Below are 19,734 nucleotides of genomic sequence, written 5' to 3' on the forward strand. Positions count from 1 at the left end.
GATCGAGTTGTGTGCCCCAGTTTGGTGCAGCACGCCCATCATTATCCTGGTTATCCGCTTTCTGAGGGGATCACCCATTTGAGGCAATCATGCATAAACACCTGCAAAAACCTAGAATTCTGAAAGTAGAAACGGTCGCGCGTTCGCGTTTATTCAACGTTGAGTCGGTCGATCTGGAGTTCAGTAACGGTGTACGGCGGGTGTATGAGCGTATGCGGCCCTCAGAACGTGAAGCTGTGATGATTGTGCCGGTGATCGGTGACGATCTGCTGTTGATCCACGAGTATGCAGTGGGCACTGAATCTTATGAACTGGGGTTTCCGAAGGGGTTGATCGATCTTGGTGAAGGGGTGCTGGAAGCGGCAAACCGTGAATTGATGGAGGAAGTGGGCTTTGGTGCCAGACGCTTCGATTTCCTTGGCAAACTGACGATGGCCCCTTCTTATTTCTCCAGCCAGATGAACATCGTGTTAGCGCACGATCTTTATGCGCAAAGCCTGGAAGGGGACGAGCCGGAACCCTTGCCGCAGGTGCGCTGGCCGATTGCCAATATGATGGCATTATTGGAAGAGCCTGATTTCCGTGAGGCCCGTAACGTCAGCGCGCTGTTCCTGACAGAGGCTTTTCTGCGTAACTCGCGTTAACACTTCCAATCATGTTCAGTTAAAAAAATGGCCAGAGCGCTCTGGCCATTGGAGGTTGATGACCAAGTGGTCTTCTAGCCCGAGATATCCGGGTCTAGCGCACCGAGGGGCACTCCGACGGCTTACGCCGTTACGACCCCTTCGGCACGCTCCCCCTAATAACCGGCTTTGTCAGCCGTCCGAAATGGCCAGATCGCTCTGGCCATTGTCGTTTTTAGCATTTAGAACAGTTCATGGCTTTCACCGCCAGGATCCGTCAAGGTTGTGCCTGCGTCATGCACCGAGAATCCTGTCGGCTGGGTGCCATCGATAAAGAACTCAGGGCGGCTGCCGCTCCCTCCGTTGGAGAGCTTACCGGTGCTCTTATCAATAGTAACGCTGACAATGCCCGGCGGTGGCGTCACTTTCTGCTCAGGAATGCCTTCCAGAGCCACTTTCATAAAATCATCCCACGCTGGTTGCGCACTTTTCGCCCCCCCTTCACCACCGGAAATCTGATCCTCAATCGCGCCTGAAGCCGTTGCACGCCCCAGATCGCGGCGATGATCGTCGAAACCGATCCACACCGACGTTACGGTATCCGGGCCATAGCCAGAGAACCAGGCATCTTTTGAACTGTTGGTGGTGCCGGTTTTGCCGCCGATATCACGGCGTTTCAGGTCGCGCCCGGCGCGCCAGCCGGTCCCCATCCAGCCCGGTTCACCAAAGACATTACTATTCAGCGCATCCCGCATCAGGAACGCCAACGGTGAACTGATGACGTGTGGTGCATATTGCTGCTCGTTATCCTGCTGCACCTGAGTCGGCGTGACCTGCTCCAACTGCGGCATTGGCACACTGGCATTGCTGCTTTCCTGTGACACCGCGACGTTCTCAACGTTATCGTCAGACAGCATAGCGGCCCGCTGAGTATCACCGTAGATAACGGGCAGACTACAGCTGTCACACACCACTTTCGGCTTGGCTTCAAACAGGGCCTTGCCACTGTCATCTTCAATCTTGGTGATGAAGTACGGGTCAACCAGATAACCGCCATTGGACAGTACCGCATAGCCACGCACCACTTGCAGCGGTGTGAATGAGGCGGAACCTAACGCCAGCGATTCCGAATGGACGATGTTCTGTGCCGGGAAACCGAAACGCTGCAGATATTCTGCTGCGTAATCAACGCCCATCGCACGCATCGCACGCACCATGACGACGTTTTTCGATTGCCCCAGGCCCTGACGCAAACGGATGGGGCCATCATAAGTAGGCGGAGAGTTTTTGGGCCGCCAGTCGGTACCGGCACCGGCATCCCAACGCGCAATCGGCAGATCGTTGAGGATGGTGGCTAACGTCAGGCCTTTATCCATCGCAGCCGTGTACAGGAACGGTTTGATGTTGGAGCCAACCTGACGCAGAGCCTGAGTAACGCGATTGAACTTGCTCTGGTTGAAATCGAAACCGCCGACCAGCGCTTTAATGGCACCGTTGTTGGGATCGATAGAAACCAGCGCCGAGTTGACGTCCGGCACCTGAGACAGCCACCAGTTATCATTCACTTTGCGTACCCATACCTGTTGGCCAGCCTGAACCACGTCGGTAACGCGCTTCGGTATCGGGCCCTGTTGGGTATCTGTTTTGAACGGACGAGCCCAGCGCATACCGGACATCGGCAACGCAATGCTGCTGCCATCGGCCAAGAGCGCTGCGGCCTGATTGGCATCGGCCTGGGTGATGACCGCAGGAGCCAGCGGGCCATAACTCGGCAGGCTTTTCAGCGAATCAACAATCTGCTTCTGATCCCAGGCTGCTTCACCCACTTTCCACAGCACGTTCGACGGGCCGCGGTAACCGTGGCGCATGTCATAGTCCAGAACGTTGTTGCGCACAGCTTCCTGTGCCGCCTGTTGCAGCTTTTTGGTGATGGTGGTGTACACCTTGTAACCATCGGTATAGGCATTCTCGCCATAACGCGTGATCATCTCCTGGCGCACCATTTCAGCAAGATAAGGTGCAGAGAAGCTGATTTCTGGCGCATGGTAGTGGGCAACCAGTTCTTCACTGCGCGCCTGTTCGTATTGTGCCTGCGTAATGTAATGCTCATCCAACATACGCGACAACACCACGTTACGGCGCGCTACGGCACGATCGTGCGAGTACAGCGGGTTGAAGGTTGACGGTGCTTTCGGCAAGCCAGCGATGGTGGCCATTTCGCTGAGGCTGAGCTGGCTGACGTCTTTGCCAAAATAAACCTGCGCGGCTGCTCCGACGCCATAAGCACGGTAGCCCAGGTAGATTTTGTTCAGATACAGTTCAAGGATTTCGTCTTTGGACAGCATCTGTTCAATGCGTATCGCCAGGAAAACTTCCTTGATCTTGCGCATCAGGGTGCGTTCCGGGCTCAAGAAGAAGTTTCTTGCCAACTGTTGGGTGATGGTACTGGCACCCTGTGAGGCGCGACCAGAAACCATGGCCACAGAAGCGGCACGGAAGATACCGATCGGATCAACACCGTGGTGTTCATAGAAACGGCTGTCCTCGGTGGCGATGAAGGCGTGCGTCATCACCGGTGGAATTTGTTCCAGCTTAAGAGGAATACGACGTTTCTCACCGAATTGAGCGATCAGTTCGCCATCGGCGCTGTAAACCTGCATCGGGATTTGTAACCGCACATCTTTCAGTGTTGCGACGTCGGGCAGCTGTGGCTCGACATATTTGTACAAGCCAAAAATCGAGGCTGCTCCCAGCAAGATGCAACACACTGCAAGGATTAGAAAATACTTTACGAACTTCACCTGAGATTTCCCATTTCATGTCATTTGGGCAGTTTATAAACAACCGCGCGGTAGTATAAAGGCAAGCCTGCAACATGGATATGTTCTTTTATCATCAGACGAAACGGAAACGGGGTGAAATATGTTCTCTCAGACGTGGCAGGTAGGCCTGGATATTCAGAGCAACTGTGTACGTGCCTTGGCGGCACAGCCGCGCCGCAGTGGTTGGCAACTGCGGCATTGGTGGCAACAGGCACTGCCCATGCCGGTATTGCGCGACGGTTATCTTGAGAGCTCTGAAACGTTGATCACCCTGCTAAAGCAGTGGCGTATTCGGTTACCAAGACATATTTCCTTACGCATTGCTTTACCGGCGCAGCGGGTTTTACAGCATACCTTGCCGTTACCGGATGTTCGTTTACGTGAGCCGGTTCGCCATGACTACATCACTATGCAGGGGCTGAAACAATTCCCGCTCGATAGCCAAACCCTGGCGATGGATTACCGTATCGCTCCGTCAAATACCCACCAACTGCTGCTCACCGCCGCGCGCCAGCAAGAGCTGCAGCAGTGGTTAAACTGCCTGCAGGCAGCCGATCTTCAACCGCAGGTCATTGATATCAGCCCCAGCGTGTTATGTGCGATGGCCGCTTTTGCTGGGTTGAATCGCGATATGGGTTTGCTGCATCGTCTGGAACAAGAGTGGTTGTGGGTTGCACCGCGCAGTATGCCATTTGCCTACGGCGTATTGCCTGCTGGTGAGTTCGAGAGCGTACAACAGGCGTTGAGCGCCATGCGCATTGCTTGCCCGGCGCTGGGCGACCAGGAGATCTATTACAGCAGCGTGTTGGACGAACCCTTGCCTACTGGGGGTAGATCCTGGTCGCCTTTCACTGCCTTTAGCTATTTACAGCCGCCGTTGCCAGCTCAACCTATGGCTTTTGTGCTGGCTGGTGGGTTGGCACTGCGCCGCGAGGATCGCTGATGTATCAGGTCAATCTTTTGCCTTGGCGTCTCAGGGCGTTGCGGCAGCGTTATGGGTTTTGGCGGCGAATGTTTGGGGTTCAACTGGTGTTTGCTCTGGCATTGCCGGTTACGGTTTTCTTTCTGCTGAGCTATCAGCAGGAACAACAGCAGAGAACTGTGCAGAGATTGACGCAGCAAAGTCAGGTGCTGGCGGAGCGGCTCCAGCAAACACAGCAGGTAATGGCCACGCTGGCTCGCTTAACCGCAGAAGAGACTCGTCGCCAGCAGAACGCCAGGCATAACCTGCGTTACCTGGCTTTACTGCAACAACTTGCGGCAGTGATACCCGACGAGCTATGGCTGACGGCGTTAGAAGAGAATGCGCAGGGGATCTCTTTACGGGGTTTTAGCGGGCAGTACGCAGCAATTGCCCTGTTTGAACAGCGCTTGGCCGCCTTGCCTCTGTTGCAAGGTAACCGTTTAGCGGAAGTGACACAGCATAAAGATGGCGTCTTGGCTTTCACCCTGATGGCGCGCTGGGGGAAAGATGGATAAACCGCTTCCAGATTGGATAAGGTCTTGGCTCAATCGGCCTGGCTGGCAGTTGCTGGTGGCTCAATGGCTGCTTTTGGCGGGTCTGGTTGTGCTGAGTGGTGCATTCCTGGTGTATGGAGAATGGCAACAGCGCGAACATTTGCGTATGCAGCAACAGCGTTTGGAGCAGTTACTTGCCGAACATCGGCTGCAGTTGTCTCGCTTACCCGCACTGGAAGAGTTGCAACTGCGCTTGCAGCACCAGACATCGGTATTGCCCGTAGAGACCGAGAGCTTTGGCAGCAAACTCTATCGGGCCGGGGGCGTGCTGCTGCGCTGGCAACAACAACCCGCACAACAAGTCGTAAAATTGCAGTTGGATTACCCCGGGCTTTTGCATTTGCTGGAAGGGTTGTCACCCACGTCACGTGTTGGCCAAATGGCGGTCGAAAAGCAAGCGGGAGGGCTGATCACTCAGTTGACTCTGCTCACACCGGAAGAGGAGCGGAGCGAATGAAGTGGCAATATTGGCTGTGGCTGATGTTTGCCACCCCGGTTTTGGCGGTTCAAGACCGCGACCCATTCCAACCGCCTCTCGTCGTCCCTTGTGTGTCATCTGCCACTTCCCCTGCTGCTTGGCAACTGAAAGGCACTATCGGTGAACCTGGTTTACGGCATGGTTGGTTGCTGACGCCACAGGGGCAATGGTTGAGGCTGCAACCGCAGCAGACGCTGTTAGATGGGCTCTGGCAGGTGGCGCGTATCCAGGCGCGGCAGCTTGAGTTCAATGAGGTTGGTGTTGAGCGTCTTTGTCTGCCCGCCACCGCTCATATTGTTCTGACGTTGGGCAAACCATAAGGAAATGGAAATGAAAAGAGGTCATTGGCTGGTGGCGCTGTGGCTGGCGTTCCCTTGCCTAGCGATGGGCGTAGTACAGCAAGAAGTGCAACAAGAAGCACAGCAAGAAGTGCAGCAAGAAAAGCCAATCTCACTGGAGTTTCACGATACACCAGTAAGCCTGGTCTTACAGGCATTGGCGGAATACCAGCAACTGAATCTGGTTGCCGCCGAGGGTGTGGAGGGCAATCTGACATTGCGTTTGGATAATGTCCCGTGGCAGCAGGCGCTGGCGGTGGTGTTGCGTATGGGGAAACTGACGATGACTCTCGACGGCAATGTGATGCTGGTTTTCCCCGAGCCGGACGAACAGGAGCAACAGCGTCGACAGCAGGCGTTGGCGCAACAGTTACCTTTGGCGAACCTGACGATTTCGCTGCAACATGCCGACGCCGGAGAGATCGCCCAGAGTCTGGATAGCCAACGTGGCAAGTTGATGACCGAGCGCGGTAGCGTCGTCGTGGACAAGCGCACCAATGCCTTGTTACTCCGAGATACCGCCGCCGCACTGGCTCAGATGAAGGCCTGGATTGCCGATATGGACACCTCACTGGAACAGGTTCAACTGGCGGCACACATTGTCACGATCAGCAGTGAAAACCTGCGCGAACTCGGTGTGCGCTGGGGGCTGTTATCCGATGAAAAACCACCGCAGCCTTTACGGATAGATAACTTCAGCGTGGGGTTGCCGGTGGAAAACAGTGCGGTAACGGCGGGGTTTCATCTGGCGCGCATCAGCGGGCGTATTCTGGATCTGGAACTGTCGGCGCTGGAACAGGAAAATGAGGTGGAGATCATCGCCAGCCCGCGCCTGCTGACGGCGCATCAGCAGACGGCCAGTATTAAACAAGGCACAGAAATCCCTTACGAAGTTTCGAATGGTACCAGTGGCGTGACCTCCGTGGAGTTTAAAGAGGCGGTATTGGGGATGGAAGTGACGCCTAAAATCCTGCCCAATGGCCGTATTACGCTAACGCTGCAAATCAGCCAGAACACGCCTGGCCGATCGATAAAGCAGGGGGCAGGTGAGGCTTTGGCTATCGACAAGCAGGAAATCAAAACTCAAGTGACGGTAAAAAACGGTGAAACCATTGTATTAGGTGGTATATTTCAGCAGCAGAAGACGAGTGGCGCTAACAAAGTTCCGGGCGTGGCGGACGTGCCATGGCTGGGATCGTTGTTCAAGCACGACAGCAAACAGCATAAAAGGCGTGAGTTGGTGATATTTATTACTCCTACGCTGATTAAGGTCTGAGTTGCTGGGGTTGTCGTTAACGGAAAAGACAAAAGTTAATGGTCAGAGAGACTTTTTTCTTGCCATAGGGGCATCTGAGTTTGACGCTGCGACCGATTTAGCTTACAAGGGTTACCGAATTAGGCTCCGAGGCTGTTTTATTAATGCTATATCCGGCGTCTTTCAAGCTGCAGTGTTGCTGGCTGCACGAAGTCGCTCAGTCACTTGCTTTAGTAAGTTTCTGAAAGGGCTACGTTTGTGGCTTGGCTGTAATTTGAACTCCATAGGATATATAAGACGCCGTTAAAAACGTATGGTTTCCCTCCTGCGGCGTGGATAGCGATTTATTCGGTTGCCAAACTACCAAGAGTGTTGAGATAATTTCCCGTCTGATCTCGCACTATCGCTCATGAGGTTTCAGTTTAGGTCCCGCCGCTAATTTGATTGGCGGGGCGGGTTATCATTAACGAATTGTCTTAGTAATACCGAAAAACATGGCAGAGAAACGCAATATCTTTCTGGTTGGGCCTATGGGTGCCGGCAAAAGCACTATTGGCCGTCAGTTAGCTCAGCAACTCAATATGGAGTTTTTCGACTCCGATCAAGAAATTGAGCGACGTACCGGAGCTGACGTGGGCTGGGTATTCGACGTGGAAGGGGAAGAAGGCTTCCGCGATCGTGAAGAAAAAGTCATTAATGAACTGACAGAAAAGCAGGGGATTGTGCTGGCTACCGGCGGAGGCTCGGTTAAGTCGCGTGAAACGCGCAACCGCCTGTCGGCGCGTGGTGTTGTGGTCTATTTAGAAACCACTATCGAGAAGCAATTGGCCCGTACCCAGCGCGACAAAAAGCGTCCGCTGTTGCAGGTTGATTCTCCTCCGCGTGAAGTGCTGGAAGCGCTGGCGAAAGAGCGCAATCCGTTATACGAAGAAATCGCAGATGTCACTATCCGCACAGACGATCAAAGCGCTAAAGTGGTTGCCAACCAGATAATCAATATGCTGGAAAGCAACTGATAGACTCGTCATGCTTCAAGTCGCATGTGCGTTGGCTGTGTTTACTCGCCCCAGTCACATAGTTATCTATGCACCTGGGGGCTCAAGAGCCTGCTGCCTGCAACTCGAATGATTTAGAGTACAGCGGTTTCCGTGTTGGCTACGGGCAAATGCGGAAATTCTGATTGTGTTCCCCGCACTGCGGGGATAAACCACACCGAGAACTGAGCGCGACATGGAGAGAATTACCGTAACGCTTGGGGAGCGTAGCTACCCGATTACCATCGCTGCCGGATTGTTTAACGATCCGGCTTCTTTTATGCCGTTAAAGGCAGGTGAACAGGTCATGCTGGTCACTAATCAGACCCTGGCCCCGCTTTATCTGGAGCCGGTTCGCAAGGTTCTGGAGCAAAGCGGCGTTGTGGTGGATCAGGTGATACTGCCTGATGGTGAACAGTACAAATCTCTTACCGTACTCGAGCAAGTGTTCTCGGCGTTGCTGGAAAAGCCGCATGGTCGTGATACCACGCTTATTGCCCTCGGCGGTGGTGTGGTTGGCGATCTAACGGGTTTTGCTGCAGCGTGCTATCAACGCGGTGTGCGTTTTATTCAGGTGCCTACCACGCTGCTCTCGCAGGTGGATTCTTCTGTTGGTGGCAAAACTGCCGTCAATCACCCGCTCGGTAAAAACATGATCGGTGCCTTCTACCAACCAGCTGCGGTGGTGGTGGATCTCGACTGTTTGCGCACGTTACCGGCGCGTGAACTTTCTTCTGGTTTGGCGGAAGTGATCAAATACGGGATTATTCTCGATGGTGATTTCTTCGTCTGGCTGGAAAACAATATTGATGCGTTAGTAGCGTTGGATATGGATGCGCTGGCGTACTGCATCCGCCGCTGCTGCGAATTGAAGGCTGAAGTGGTGGCCGCCGATGAGCGCGAAAGCGGCCTGCGCGCACTGCTTAATCTTGGCCATACTTATGGTCATGCCATTGAAGCCGAGATGGGCTACGGTGTCTGGCTGCACGGCGAAGCCGTGGCGGCAGGTATGATGATGGCCGCGCATACGGCACAACGCTTGGGCCAATTATCTATCGCCGATATTGAACGTATCAAAGCCCTGTTGCTGCGTGCCGGATTGCCGGTGTGCGGGCCGCAGGAGATGGCACCTGACGCCTATCTGCCGCATATGATGCGCGACAAAAAAGTGTTGGCAGGGGAGCTGCGCCTGGTGTTACCGAAGGCAATCGGTGAGGCGGAAGTTCGTGGCGGTGTAGCACGTGATACAGTGCTGGCTGCGATTACGGATTGCCTGCCGTTGTCACAGTGAGTCAGTCGGAATAGCAGCCAGTGATTAGCTGCTGTTCGTCTCTGTGGATAATACGTGCGTAAAGCAATATGAGTATTGCTTTGCTATCATCGGGTTAATAGTCTCGAACCATGCTGGGTTCAGGGTGGTGGTTTTTTTTGCCTCTAGTTGGAGGGTTTCAGATGGACGAATTTAAACCAGAAGATGATCTTCTTAGACCTGATGTTAGCGATCGTCGTCCGACACGTTCGCGGCGGTCAGCAACGGGGCCGAGTTTTGCCCTATCGCGTCAGCATTTGATGATTGGTGTCGGTATTCTAGTTCTGTTGGTGTTGATTCTGGGTATCGGTTCTGCGTTAAAAGCACCAACCCAGCATGAAGCGGCGCAGCAAGGAGCCACCCGCGATATCAACCTGTCGGGCTCTTCATCGCTAGCCAACAGTAACGGCGGTGTCCCCGGTGGCACCACCGATAGCGGCGATAACAATGGTGTCGGGCAGGCTCAACCGCAGCAACCGCAAAATATCAGCGTTCCGCCCATTTCCAGCACGCCGACCGAAGCAGTACCACAACTTCTACAAGGTGGGGCACAGCAGCGTGTTGAATTGCCAGGTAATATGGCAGATGCGTTGTCATCTCAGCAGAATCAGGTTGATGCCGCTGCGCAGACGCTGAACTCCCCGGTTGCAGGATTACCCACTGCGCCAGCCACCGTGATGAACGGTGCAGGTGCACGGGAGTCCACCCGCCCGGTGAATAACCATGCTATTTCAGCGCCACAGCAGCATAAAACCCCGGCAAAAACGGCAGCGAAACCCGTGACAGCAGTGAAGCCTGCTTCAACGACAACGACGGTTTATACGCCGCCAGCACAGGTAAAAAGCGGTGTGGTGAGCGGTAGTACAGGTTCCATTGCTGCGGCACCGGGCAGCCATTACACGCTGCAATTAAGCAGTGCTTCTCGCCCCGATACGTTGAAAGCTTTTGCCAAACAACATAGTCTGCAGAACTTTACCGTGTATGAAACCAAGCGTGACGGTAAGCCGTGGTTTGTGTTGGTGAGTGGTAACTATGCTTCTTCAGCGGATGCGAAGCGGGCTGTTGCTACGTTACCGGCAGAGGTTCAGGCGAAAAAACCATGGGTCCGGCCTGTGCACCAGGTACAGCAAGACCTTAAAAAATAAACCATTTAATTTTGTGCGCTGATGTGCTGTCTGGAACAGAGTACAATCCGCCGCTCTGAATTGTATAAGTAGCTAACTGACGGCATGAAGAAAAACCGCGCTTTTTTAAAATGGGCTGGTGGAAAATACCCGCTGGTTGACGAGATCCGTCGTTATCTGCCAGCGGGTGACTGCTTAATTGAGCCCTTCGTAGGTGCGGGTTCGGTCTTTTTGAACACGGAATACGACGCCTACATTCTCGCCGACATCAACAGCGATCTTATTAATCTGTATAACATCGTTAAGCTGCGCACGGATGACTTCGTGCGCGATGCCCGCGTTCTTTTCGCTGACGAATACAATATCTCGGAGCAGTTTTACCGGCTGCGTGAAGAGTTCAATACGAGTGCTGATGCTTACTGGCGGGCGCAGCTGTTTCTCTATCTGAATCGCCACTGTTATAACGGTCTGTGCCGTTATAACCTGCGTGGTGAATTTAACGTCCCATTTGGCCGTTATAAGAAACCGTATTTTCCAGAAGAGGAACTGTACTGGTTTGCTGAAAAATCCCGCAATGCTACTTTCGTCTGCGAGCATTACCGCGATACCATGACCAAGGCAACGCGCGGCGCAGTGGTTTATTGCGATCCGCCTTATGCGCCGCTTTCGGCAACGGCGAACTTTACCGCCTATCATACCAACAGTTTCAGCCTGGCCGATCAGCAAGGGCTGGCACAGTTGGCGCATCAGCTATCGGTAGAAAGTCAGGTGCCAGTGTTGATTTCCAATCATGATACCGAACTGACACGCGACTGGTATCAACATGCTGAATTCTTTGAGGTATCGGCACGTCGGACGATCAGCCGTAATATCCTTGGCCGCAGTAAAGTAAACGAACTTCTGGCGCTATATCGCTAAGTCGGGGTTGCGCCCCGGCGTGTAAGAACTCAAACCCTACGTTTGGAGAAGCGGATGAAAAAGTTTTTGATTGCCCCGTCCATTCTGTCGGCAGATTTTGCCCGGTTAGGTGAAGATACTGCCAAGGTGTTGGCCGCCGGTAGTGACGTGGTGCACTTTGACGTGATGGACAACCACTATGTCCCCAACCTGACGATTGGGCCGATGGTGTGTGAAGCGCTGCGCAATTACGGTATCACCGCCCCCATCGACGTTCATCTGATGGTTAAGCCGGTCGATCGCATCGTACCGGACTTCGCCAAAGCTGGTGCGACATACATCTCTTTCCATCCCGAAGCCTCCGAACACGTTGACCGCACCATCCAACTGATCAAGGAACACGGCTGTAAAGCCGGCCTGGTCTTTAACCCGGCGACGCCACTGAGCTATCTTGATTATGTGATGGATAAACTGGATGTGATCCTGCTGATGTCGGTTAACCCCGGTTTTGGTGGGCAATCCTTTATCCCCGGTACGTTGGATAAGCTGCGTCAGGTGCGTAAACTGATCGACGACAGCGGGTTCGACATCCGTCTGGAAGTCGACGGTGGAGTGAAGGTGGACAATATTGCTGAGATCGCCGCTGCGGGGGCCGACATGTTCGTCGCTGGTTCCGCTATTTTTGGCAAACCGGATTACCGCGCAGTGATTGACGAAATGCGTCGTGAACTGGCGAAGGTGAACCATGGCTGATTTCAGCGCCGTTCGCGGCCTGGCTTTTGATCTGGATGGCACTTTGGTTGACAGTGCTCCGGGGCTGGCGGCAGCTATCGATTTGGCACTGGCAGCAATGGGCTTACCGCAGGCGGGTGAGGCGCGTGTCAGTACCTGGATCGGTAATGGTGCGGATGTCCTGGTGCAGCGTGCGCTGCGCTGGGCGGAAGTTGACGTCACGCCGGAACATTGCCTGCAGATGCGTGAGCGTTTCGATCATTTCTACGCACAAACCGTCAGTAGCGGTAGCCGTCTGTTCCCACAGGTGAAAGAAACGCTTAATTGCTTGGTTAAAGGTGGTTACCCGATGGCGCTGGTGACCAACAAACCGACGCCCTTTGTGGCTCCGTTGCTGAAAGAGCTCGGCATTCTTGACACTTTTTCGCTGATTATCGGCGGTGATGATGTGGTGATAAAAAAACCGCATCCAGCCCCCCTGTATCTGGTTTTCGGCAAGCTTGGCCTGCGAGCCAGCGAAGTGCTGTTTGTCGGGGATTCCCGCAATGACATCCAGGCAGCGCAGGCGGCAGGTTGCCCCAGCGTTGGTCTGACTTATGGATATAACTACGGTGAAGCGATCGCCTTGAGCCATCCCGATCGCGTGTTGGAGCGCTTTGCCGATTTGTTGCCCGCTCTCGGGCTATCATCTTCAGAGAATCAGGAAGTGAATCATGAGTAAGCCCATTGTATTTAGCGGCGCACAGCCGTCTGGCGAACTGACCATTGGCAACTACATGGGTGCACTGCGTCAGTGGGTTCAAATGCAGGATGACTATGACTGCATTTACTGCATTGTTGACCTGCATGCGATTACCGCGCGTCAGGACGCCGAAAAACTGCGTAAAGCTACGCTGGATACGCTGGCTTTGTACCTTGCCTGCGGTATTGATCCGGCAAAAAGCACTATTTTTGTGCAATCTCATGTGCCGGAGCATTCGCAATTGAGCTGGGTGCTCAACTGTTACACCTATTTCGGTGAACTGAGCCGTATGACCCAGTTTAAAGACAAATCGGCACGCTATGCAGAAAACATCAATGCAGGCTTGTTCAGCTACCCGGTGCTGATGGCGGCAGATATCTTGCTGTATCAGACTAACCAGGTGCCGGTGGGTGAAGATCAGAAACAGCATCTGGAACTGAGCCGTGATGTCGGTCAGCGTTTCAATGCCCTGTATGGCGACGTGTTCAAAGTACCAGAACCTTTTATTCCGAAATCGGGTGCGCGCGTGATGTCACTGCAGGAACCGACCAAAAAGATGTCCAAGTCGGATGATAACCGTAATAACGTGATTGGCTTGCTGGAAGATCCGAGTGCGGTGACCAAAAAAATCAAGCGCGCAATGACCGACTCGGAAGAGCCACCGGTCATCCGTTACGACGTGGCGAACAAAGCGGGCGTTTCCAACCTGCTGGATATCTTATCGGGTGTTACCGGCAAGAGTATTGCACAGTTGGAAGCTGAGTTCGCCGGCCAGATGTATGGTCACCTGAAGGGTGCCGTGGCAGAAGCGGTTTCCGGCATGCTGAGTGAACTCCAAGAGCGTTATCACCGTTTCCGCAATGATGAGGCATTTTTGCAGCAGGTGATGCGTGATGGGGCGACCAAAGCGCGTGCTCGTGCGCAGGAAACGCTGGCGAAAGTGTATGAAGCGGTGGGTTTTGTGCCACACCCGTAGTCGCTGACCAATACTTCCATCTCCATTCGGGGAGTTGTCTCTTGTTCACATCTTGAGGTTTGTTATGGGATGTGTGTTTATTTCGGTCGCTACACCTCTTGTGTTTATTCATTAACGCGGGTGAACACGACCGAGTTGGGGGCTCAAGAGCCAGCCCCCAACACCCCGGCCCTTGCCATATCAGGCGGTGGGCTTCGCCCACTACCCTCACTCCGCCACCGCACATTAAGGCCAGCTACGACAGTCGTCCCTGACTGTCTCGCCTGAACGCGCCGTCCGTGGCGCGTTCGCCTATGCGCCGTGTCTCCGTTCGGCGCCTTCAATGGCCTCAACCCCCGTGCTCATCTCACCGACCGCAATGTCTAATCGGTTGTTATCAATCCCCCTGGAAAGGTTGCCCGGTGGTTACAGATTCGGGTGTTGACGTTGCGCGCATCATGGCCTGCTGAGTAAGACCCCGTTGCCAGGGGTAACCGGCCATGAACAGCTGCTTTTCTTACGCCGTTTTGCTAAGGTTTTCCGGCGCTTCCCGGCTGGAGAACCAGTTCAGCTTGCTGCGCAGGCTGACCACACTGCCAACGATAATCAGGCTTGGGCTGGCGGCCTGTTTTGCCAGTTCCCCCAATCGAGCTAATTCCCCTTCAATTACCCGCTGGCGGGTGGATGTCCCGTTTTCCACCAGCGCAATCGGCGTGGTGGCAGGCATACCCTGTGCCGTCAGTTGCCGTTGAATCTCTGCCGCCTGCGCCAGGCCCATATAAAACACCAGCGTTTGTTGCCCAGCAGCCAGCGTCGCCCAGTCGAGTTCACCATCGGCCTTGGCGTGGCCGGTCACCAGCCGCACGCTCTGGGCGTGATCGCGATGGGTGAGGGGGATGCCGCTGTAGGCAGAACAGCCGGACGCAGCGGTAATGCCGGGCACGATTGAGAACGGAATATCCGCTTCGGCTAAAGTTTCTAACTCTTCACCGCCACGGCCAAAGATAAACGGATCGCCGCCTTTCAGCCGGACCACGCGCTTGCCCTGTTGAGCCTGTTCCAGCAGGATTTGATTGATATGTTCTTGCGGTACGCAATGATATCCGGCGCGTTTGCCCACGAAGATCTGCTCGGCATCGCGGCGCACCAGCGCCATCACCTCTTCAGAAACCAAGCGATCGTAAACCACTACGTCGGCCTGCTGGATTTGCTGCAGGCCTTTCAGCGTCAGCAACCCGGCATCGCCTGGCCCAGCGCCCACCAAAACCACTTCACCTTGTTCTTCCGGTTGCTGTGTAAACAGTTGTTCTATCTGCTGGTTAGCCAAGGCCGTATCGTGATTAGCCAGCGATTGTGCCAGCCGATCGTGGGCGAACAGCTTTTCCCAGAAATGGCGGCGTGCGCCGATGTTACCAAATTGCTGTTTTACCCGCTGGCGCAGCGAACCACCCAGTTGGGCCAGTTTGCCAAGATGTAGCGGCAGTATTGCTTCCAGCTTTTCTCGCAGCAGGCGTGCCAGCACCGGAGCTTTGCCGCCGGAAGAGACGGCCACCATCAGCGGAGAGCGATCGATAATTGAAGGCATGATAAAGCTGGCGCGTTTTGGATCGTCCACCACGTTGCAGAATACCCGTTGCTGATTGGCACATTGATACACCAAGGCGTTCACTTCAACCCGATCGGTGGCGGCAATCACCAGCCATTTCTTTGCCAGCAATCCGGCATGAAACTCGCCTTCGGCCAGTGTCACTTGCCCTTGTGCAGCCCAGGCCAGAAATTGCTCATTAAACTGGCAGGCATTCACTGTCAGTTGTGCCCCGGCATCCAGCAGCAGGCGAGCCTTGCGTTCTGCCACTTCCCCACCGCCGACCAGCAGGCAGGCTTTATGTTGCAGTTGGCAGAAAATCGGTAAGTAATCCATCGGCAATCCTCGGGGACGTGGTGAACGGGGGCGATAACTCACCCCTGATGGGTTATGCGGTTTGACGAACCGTGGCGCTTGCAGCCTGCGGGCGCTGTGCACGTGGTGTGGCATACCAGTAACCCAGCCCCATTAACACGGCACCAGACAGCGTATTGCCGAGCGTCACCCACAGCAGGTTATGGCCGATACCGCTCAGGGTGTAGGCTTCGCTGTGATGGCCGAACCAGGAGAGCGCAAACAGCGTCATGTTGGCGATGGAGTGCTCGTAGCCGGAAGCGATAAACGCCAGTAAACACCACCAGATGGCGATGAACTTGGCTGATCCTTCCACGCGTAGCGCCATCCAGATCGCCAGGCAAACCAGCCAGTTACACAATACTCCTTTGAAGAACAGCACTTCTGCCGGAGCGGTGGTTTTCGCCAGCGCCACGGTATGCACCAGGTTGGTATCAACCGGCAACAGGCTGCCGCCACCGTAGTAATACATCAACGCCACCAGCACCGAACCGAGCAGGTTGCCCAGCCAGGTTTGCGGTAACACGGCCCACATCTGGCTTTGTTTGATGGTGCCCGCTTTTACGCCGAGCGTCAGGAACATGGTGTGGCCGGTGAACAGTTCGGAACCGGCGATAATCACCAGCGTCAGCGCGATGCCGAAGGTGGCCCCCATCACCAATGGGCGGATTGAAGGATCCACCAGATTACCCAAGGTGAAGATCAGGATGATGCCCAGACCGACATAGGCTCCGGCCATGGCTGAACTGATCCAGAAGCCGAGCGGGCTCTCTTGCGCCAATTTAACGATGCGCGCCGCGTTGGCGGCAGATTTGTTGATGGTATCGGTAAACATAGATTTCCCTGGGAATTAAAAAACAAAAAGTTTGAAAGTTATATCCGGTAATTAGCTACCTGGACTATACCGTCGACGACCCGGCTGGTGAAACTGGCCACGGAGCGGCTTTCGTCCTCCATACACCGGCCATCATGCAGGCGGAAATGCTGTTTCTTCAGTGGGCTGGCCACCCACAATGCACCCTGATGCTCGGCGATCAGGCCGCGCGATAGCACGCTGGCTTGGGCGAATGGATCGATATTGCTGATGGCATACAGTTGTTCATCAGCGCGAGGGCGGAAGATCGCCACCTGTTGCTCGCCAATCAAGGCGCATACACCCGTGCCAGGCAGGATCTCGGCGAGTGGGCAAACGGAAATCCACTGGCTCATACGTTGTTCTCCTCGGTTTCCAGAACCCTAACGGGGATGCGCTCATCCGGGCGCGCCGGGCGGTGTTGTTCGCGTTCAGGCACCACTTGCACGTTGGGATCGCGCTGGCTGCTGTTGATGAAGTGGGCGAAACGTACCTGAGCAGCGGGATTTTCGACGGTTTCTTTCCATTCGCAGATGACTGCGCTGCGCAGGCGGGCGATTTCGCTTTCCAACTGCTCATTGATCCCCAGTTTGTCGTCGATGATCACCTTGCGCAGATAATCGATACCGCCTTCCAGGCTTTCCAGCCAGACCGAGGTACGCTGCAACTTATCGCCAGTGCGGATATAGAACATCATAAAGCGGTCGAGATAGCGGAGGAGCGTATCGCTGTCGAGATCCGCTGCCAGCAGATCGGCATGGCGCGGTTTCATCCCACCGTTGCCGCAGACATACAGGTTCCAGCCGTTTTCGGTGGCAATGATACCCACGTCTTTCCCCTGTGCTTCGGCACATTCACGGGTACAGCCAGAAACGCCGAACTTCATTTTGTGCGGAGTACGGATGCCTTTGTAGCGGTGTTCAAGCTGTACACCAAAACCCACGCTGTCGCCGACGCCATAACGGCACCAGGTGCTGCCAACGCAGGTTTTCGCCATGCGCAGCGCTTTGGCATAAGCGTGACCGGTTTCGAACCCGGCGGCGATCAGCTTGCTCCAGATGGCGGGTAAGTCGTCTTTCTGCGCGCCGAACATGCCGATGCGCTGTGAGCCGGTTATTTTGGTATACAGATTATATTCTTTGGCGATCTGGCCGATGGCCAGCAGGCCTTCTGGAGTGATTTCCCCCCCGGCAGAGCGTGGGATCACCGAATAGGTGCCATCCTTCTGGATATTGCCGAGGAAGTTGTCGTTGGTGTCTTGCAGCGGCGTATGTTGTGGCTTGAGCACGTACTCATTCCAGCAGGAGGCCAACAGTGAACCCACCGTGGGTTTACACACTTCGCAGCCGTAGCCTTTGCCGTATTTCGCCAGCAACTCCTCAAAGGTTTTAATGCCTTCGACGCGGATCAGGTGGTACAGCTCCTGGCGGGAATACGCAAAGTGCTCGCACAGGTGGTTATTCACCTCAATCCCCTGTTTGCTCAGTTCGGCATTCAGCACTTGGGTGATTAACGGCACACAGCCGCCGCAGCCGGTTCCCGCTTTGGTTTCAGACTTGATGGCCGCGACGGTGTGGCAACCCAGGTTCACCGCTTTGATGATGTCGCCTTTGCTGACGTCGAAGCAGGAACAAATCTGGGCAGTGTCTGGCAGCGAATCGACACCGATCGCCGGTTTGCTGCCTGCATGGGCTGGCAGGATCAGGCTGTCTGGGTTTTCCGGCAGTTCAATATTATTCAGGGCTAACTGCAACAGGTTGCCGTAGTCGCTGGTATCTCCCACCAAAACTGCGCCGAGCAGGGTTTTATTGTCTGCGCTGACCACCAGACGTTTATAGACTTCTTTGCTTTCATCCAGATAGACGTAGCTGCGTGCTCCGGCAGTGCGGGCATGGGCATCGCCGATACCGCCGACGTCAACGCCCAGCAGCTTCAGCTTGGCGCTCATATCCGCGCCCTGGAAGGAGCTGTCACGATTCAGTAAATGGTCAGCAGTCACCTGCGCCATTTTGTATCCTGGTGCAACCAGGCCGAAGGTACGTTCGCGCCATGAGGCACATTCACCGATGGCGTAGACATCCGGATCGGAAGTCTGGCAAGCGTCGTTAATCGCAATACCACCGCGCGGTGCCGTTGCCAGCCCGCACTGATGGGCCAGTTTGTCCTGCGGGCGGATGCCGGTGGAGAAGACGATGAAATCAACTTGCAGCTCACTGCCGTCGGCAAAGTGCATGGTTTTACGTGCGTTTTGCCCACCGTTGACAATTTCGGTGGTGTTTTTGCCGGTGTGGACTTTAACGCCCATCCGCTCGATCTTGCGGCGCAATTGATCGCCGCCCATCGCGTCGAGCTGTTCGGCCATCAGCATTGGGGCGAATTCAATAACGTGAGTTTCAATCCCTAAGCTTTTCAGTGCCCCGGCGGCTTCCAAGCCGAGCAGGCCACCGCCAACTACCGCACCGCGCTTGCTGCGGCGTGCACAGGATTCGATAGCGTTCAGATCTTCAATGGTGCGGTAAACGAAGCAATCCTGGCTTTCGGAGCCTTTGATCGGTGGGATCCACGGATAGGAACCGGTAGCCATGACGAGCTTGTCGTAATACACCGTGCGGCCGGTGTTGGAGTGGATCACCTTTTCCGCCCGGTTAATGGTGATGGCACGTTCGCCTACCAGCACTTTCACGCCCTGTTTTTCGTAAAAGCCTTCACGTACCAGCGAAAGTTCTTCGGCAGTGTGGTGAGAAAAATAGGAGGAGAGATGCACACGATCGTAGGCGATACGGGGTTCTTCACAAAAGATGGTTATTTCAAACTGATCTTTGTCTGCCTTATCCAGCAGATCTTCGATAAATCGGTGGCCGACCATGCCGTTGCCGATGACAGCGAGTTTCACTCTACTCATTATTGCCTCAAAATTCTGATTTCCTAGGTGTACCTTATTCCTCCCTGACAGCGATTTATTGATACAAATCAATTTGGCTGCCATATACCTCTAATGTGGTATATGCATGATTTTTATCAATATTTGTTAAGTTGCGGTTTTTATTCAACTTTAGCTGAATCGAGCCAGTTAAGACGCAAGCTCTTTATTTTGTCGTTGTGATAGAGAATTGAA

18 protein-coding genes are annotated in these 19,734 nt (G+C 54.5%); 13 read left to right on the plus strand and 5 right to left on the minus strand.

Annotated elements, in window-relative coordinates; all coding sequences use genetic code 11:
• Positions 1–89: 89 nt before the first annotated feature.
• Complete coding sequence (nudE, locus tag IV04_RS07665) at positions 90–644, plus strand: ADP compounds hydrolase NudE (RefSeq protein ID WP_037402819.1); 555 nt, start codon at positions 90–92, stop codon at positions 642–644.
• A gap of 221 nt (positions 645–865) precedes the next feature.
• Here nudE and mrcA read toward each other — a convergent pair whose 3' ends face one another.
• On the minus strand, positions 866–3,424 hold the full coding sequence (mrcA, locus tag IV04_RS07670) for a peptidoglycan glycosyltransferase/peptidoglycan DD-transpeptidase MrcA (RefSeq protein WP_037402817.1): 2,559 nt from the start codon (positions 3,422–3,424) through the stop codon (positions 866–868).
• Between the two features lie 121 nt (positions 3,425–3,545).
• Between mrcA and pilM the strand changes: the two genes are divergently transcribed.
• The 12 genes from pilM to trpS all read left to right on the plus strand — a co-directional run bounded on the left by pilM (position 3,546) and on the right by trpS (position 13,848).
• The gene (gene pilM / locus IV04_RS07675) at positions 3,546–4,388 is read left to right on the plus strand and encodes a type IV pilus biogenesis protein PilM (RefSeq protein ID WP_037402815.1); all 843 of its coding nucleotides are present in this window, start codon (positions 3,546–3,548) and stop codon (positions 4,386–4,388) included.
• Positions 4,388–4,924 (plus strand): PilN domain-containing protein, encoded by a 537-nt coding sequence (locus IV04_RS07680; RefSeq protein ID WP_037402812.1) that lies wholly within the window; start codon positions 4,388–4,390, stop codon positions 4,922–4,924. Before pilM ends, IV04_RS07680 begins: the two co-directional genes overlap by 1 nt.
• A complete protein-coding gene (locus tag IV04_RS07685; protein WP_051916728.1) occupies positions 4,917–5,420 on the plus strand; it encodes a hypothetical protein in 504 nt (167 codons plus the stop codon). The genes IV04_RS07680 and IV04_RS07685 overlap by 8 nt, the downstream gene beginning before the upstream one ends.
• Positions 5,417–5,761, plus strand: coding sequence for a DNA utilization family protein (locus IV04_RS07690; RefSeq protein WP_037402810.1), 345 nt, complete (start codon positions 5,417–5,419; stop codon positions 5,759–5,761). The genes IV04_RS07685 and IV04_RS07690 overlap by 4 nt, the downstream gene beginning before the upstream one ends.
• Positions 5,762–5,825: 64 nt before the next feature.
• On the plus strand, positions 5,826–7,055 hold the full coding sequence (gene hofQ / locus IV04_RS07695; protein WP_051916729.1) for a DNA uptake porin HofQ: 1,230 nt from the start codon (positions 5,826–5,828) through the stop codon (positions 7,053–7,055).
• A gap of 473 nt (positions 7,056–7,528) precedes the next feature.
• Complete coding sequence (gene aroK, locus IV04_RS07700) at positions 7,529–8,050, plus strand: shikimate kinase AroK (RefSeq protein ID WP_004391482.1); 522 nt, start codon at positions 7,529–7,531, stop codon at positions 8,048–8,050.
• A 214-nt stretch (positions 8,051–8,264) separates the two neighbouring features.
• Positions 8,265–9,359, plus strand: a complete 1,095-nt coding sequence (gene aroB / locus IV04_RS07705; protein WP_037402806.1) for a 3-dehydroquinate synthase — start codon at positions 8,265–8,267, stop codon at positions 9,357–9,359.
• Between the two features lie 161 nt (positions 9,360–9,520).
• Entirely contained in the window at positions 9,521–10,522 is a 1,002-nt protein-coding gene (locus tag IV04_RS07710) for an SPOR domain-containing protein (protein WP_037402804.1), read from the plus strand.
• An 84-nt stretch (positions 10,523–10,606) separates the two neighbouring features.
• Positions 10,607–11,419, plus strand: a complete 813-nt coding sequence (gene dam, locus IV04_RS07715) for an adenine-specific DNA-methyltransferase (RefSeq protein WP_037402802.1) — start codon at positions 10,607–10,609, stop codon at positions 11,417–11,419.
• A gap of 54 nt (positions 11,420–11,473) precedes the next feature.
• Positions 11,474–12,151 carry a ribulose-phosphate 3-epimerase gene (gene rpe, locus IV04_RS07720; protein WP_037402800.1) on the plus strand — a complete coding sequence of 226 codons (678 nt, stop codon included), beginning with the start codon at positions 11,474–11,476 and terminating at the stop codon, positions 12,149–12,151.
• On the plus strand, positions 12,144–12,851 hold the full coding sequence (locus IV04_RS07725; RefSeq protein WP_037402797.1) for a phosphoglycolate phosphatase: 708 nt from the start codon (positions 12,144–12,146) through the stop codon (positions 12,849–12,851). Before rpe ends, IV04_RS07725 begins: the two co-directional genes overlap by 8 nt.
• A complete protein-coding gene (gene trpS / locus IV04_RS07730; protein WP_037402796.1) occupies positions 12,844–13,848 on the plus strand; it encodes a tryptophan--tRNA ligase in 1,005 nt (334 codons plus the stop codon). Before IV04_RS07725 ends, trpS begins: the two co-directional genes overlap by 8 nt.
• 496 nt (positions 13,849–14,344) lie before the next feature.
• Here the strand turns inward: trpS and cysG are convergent, their stop codons facing one another.
• From cysG to nirB, 4 genes are read right to left on the minus strand one after another with little or no spacing between them, the layout of a single operon-like run.
• The gene (gene cysG, locus IV04_RS07735; RefSeq protein WP_037402793.1) at positions 14,345–15,748 is read right to left on the minus strand and encodes a siroheme synthase CysG; all 1,404 of its coding nucleotides are present in this window, start codon (positions 15,746–15,748) and stop codon (positions 14,345–14,347) included.
• Between the two features lie 52 nt (positions 15,749–15,800).
• Positions 15,801–16,601 carry a nitrite transporter NirC gene (gene nirC, locus IV04_RS07740; RefSeq protein ID WP_037402791.1) on the minus strand — a complete coding sequence of 267 codons (801 nt, stop codon included), beginning with the start codon at positions 16,599–16,601 and terminating at the stop codon, positions 15,801–15,803.
• 38 nt (positions 16,602–16,639) lie between these two features.
• Positions 16,640–16,975: a nitrite reductase small subunit NirD gene (gene nirD, locus IV04_RS07745; RefSeq protein WP_037402789.1), complete on the minus strand. Its 336-nt coding sequence runs from the start codon at positions 16,973–16,975 to the stop codon at positions 16,640–16,642.
• Entirely contained in the window at positions 16,972–19,521 is a 2,550-nt protein-coding gene (nirB, locus tag IV04_RS07750) for a nitrite reductase large subunit NirB (protein WP_037402786.1), read from the minus strand. The genes nirD and nirB overlap by 4 nt, the downstream gene beginning before the upstream one ends.
• Positions 19,522–19,734: the final 213 nt, after the last annotated feature.

Origin of the sequence: Serratia sp. Ag1, from assembly GCF_000743355.1 — a bacterium.
GTDB lineage: Bacteria > Pseudomonadota > Gammaproteobacteria > Enterobacterales > Enterobacteriaceae > Chania.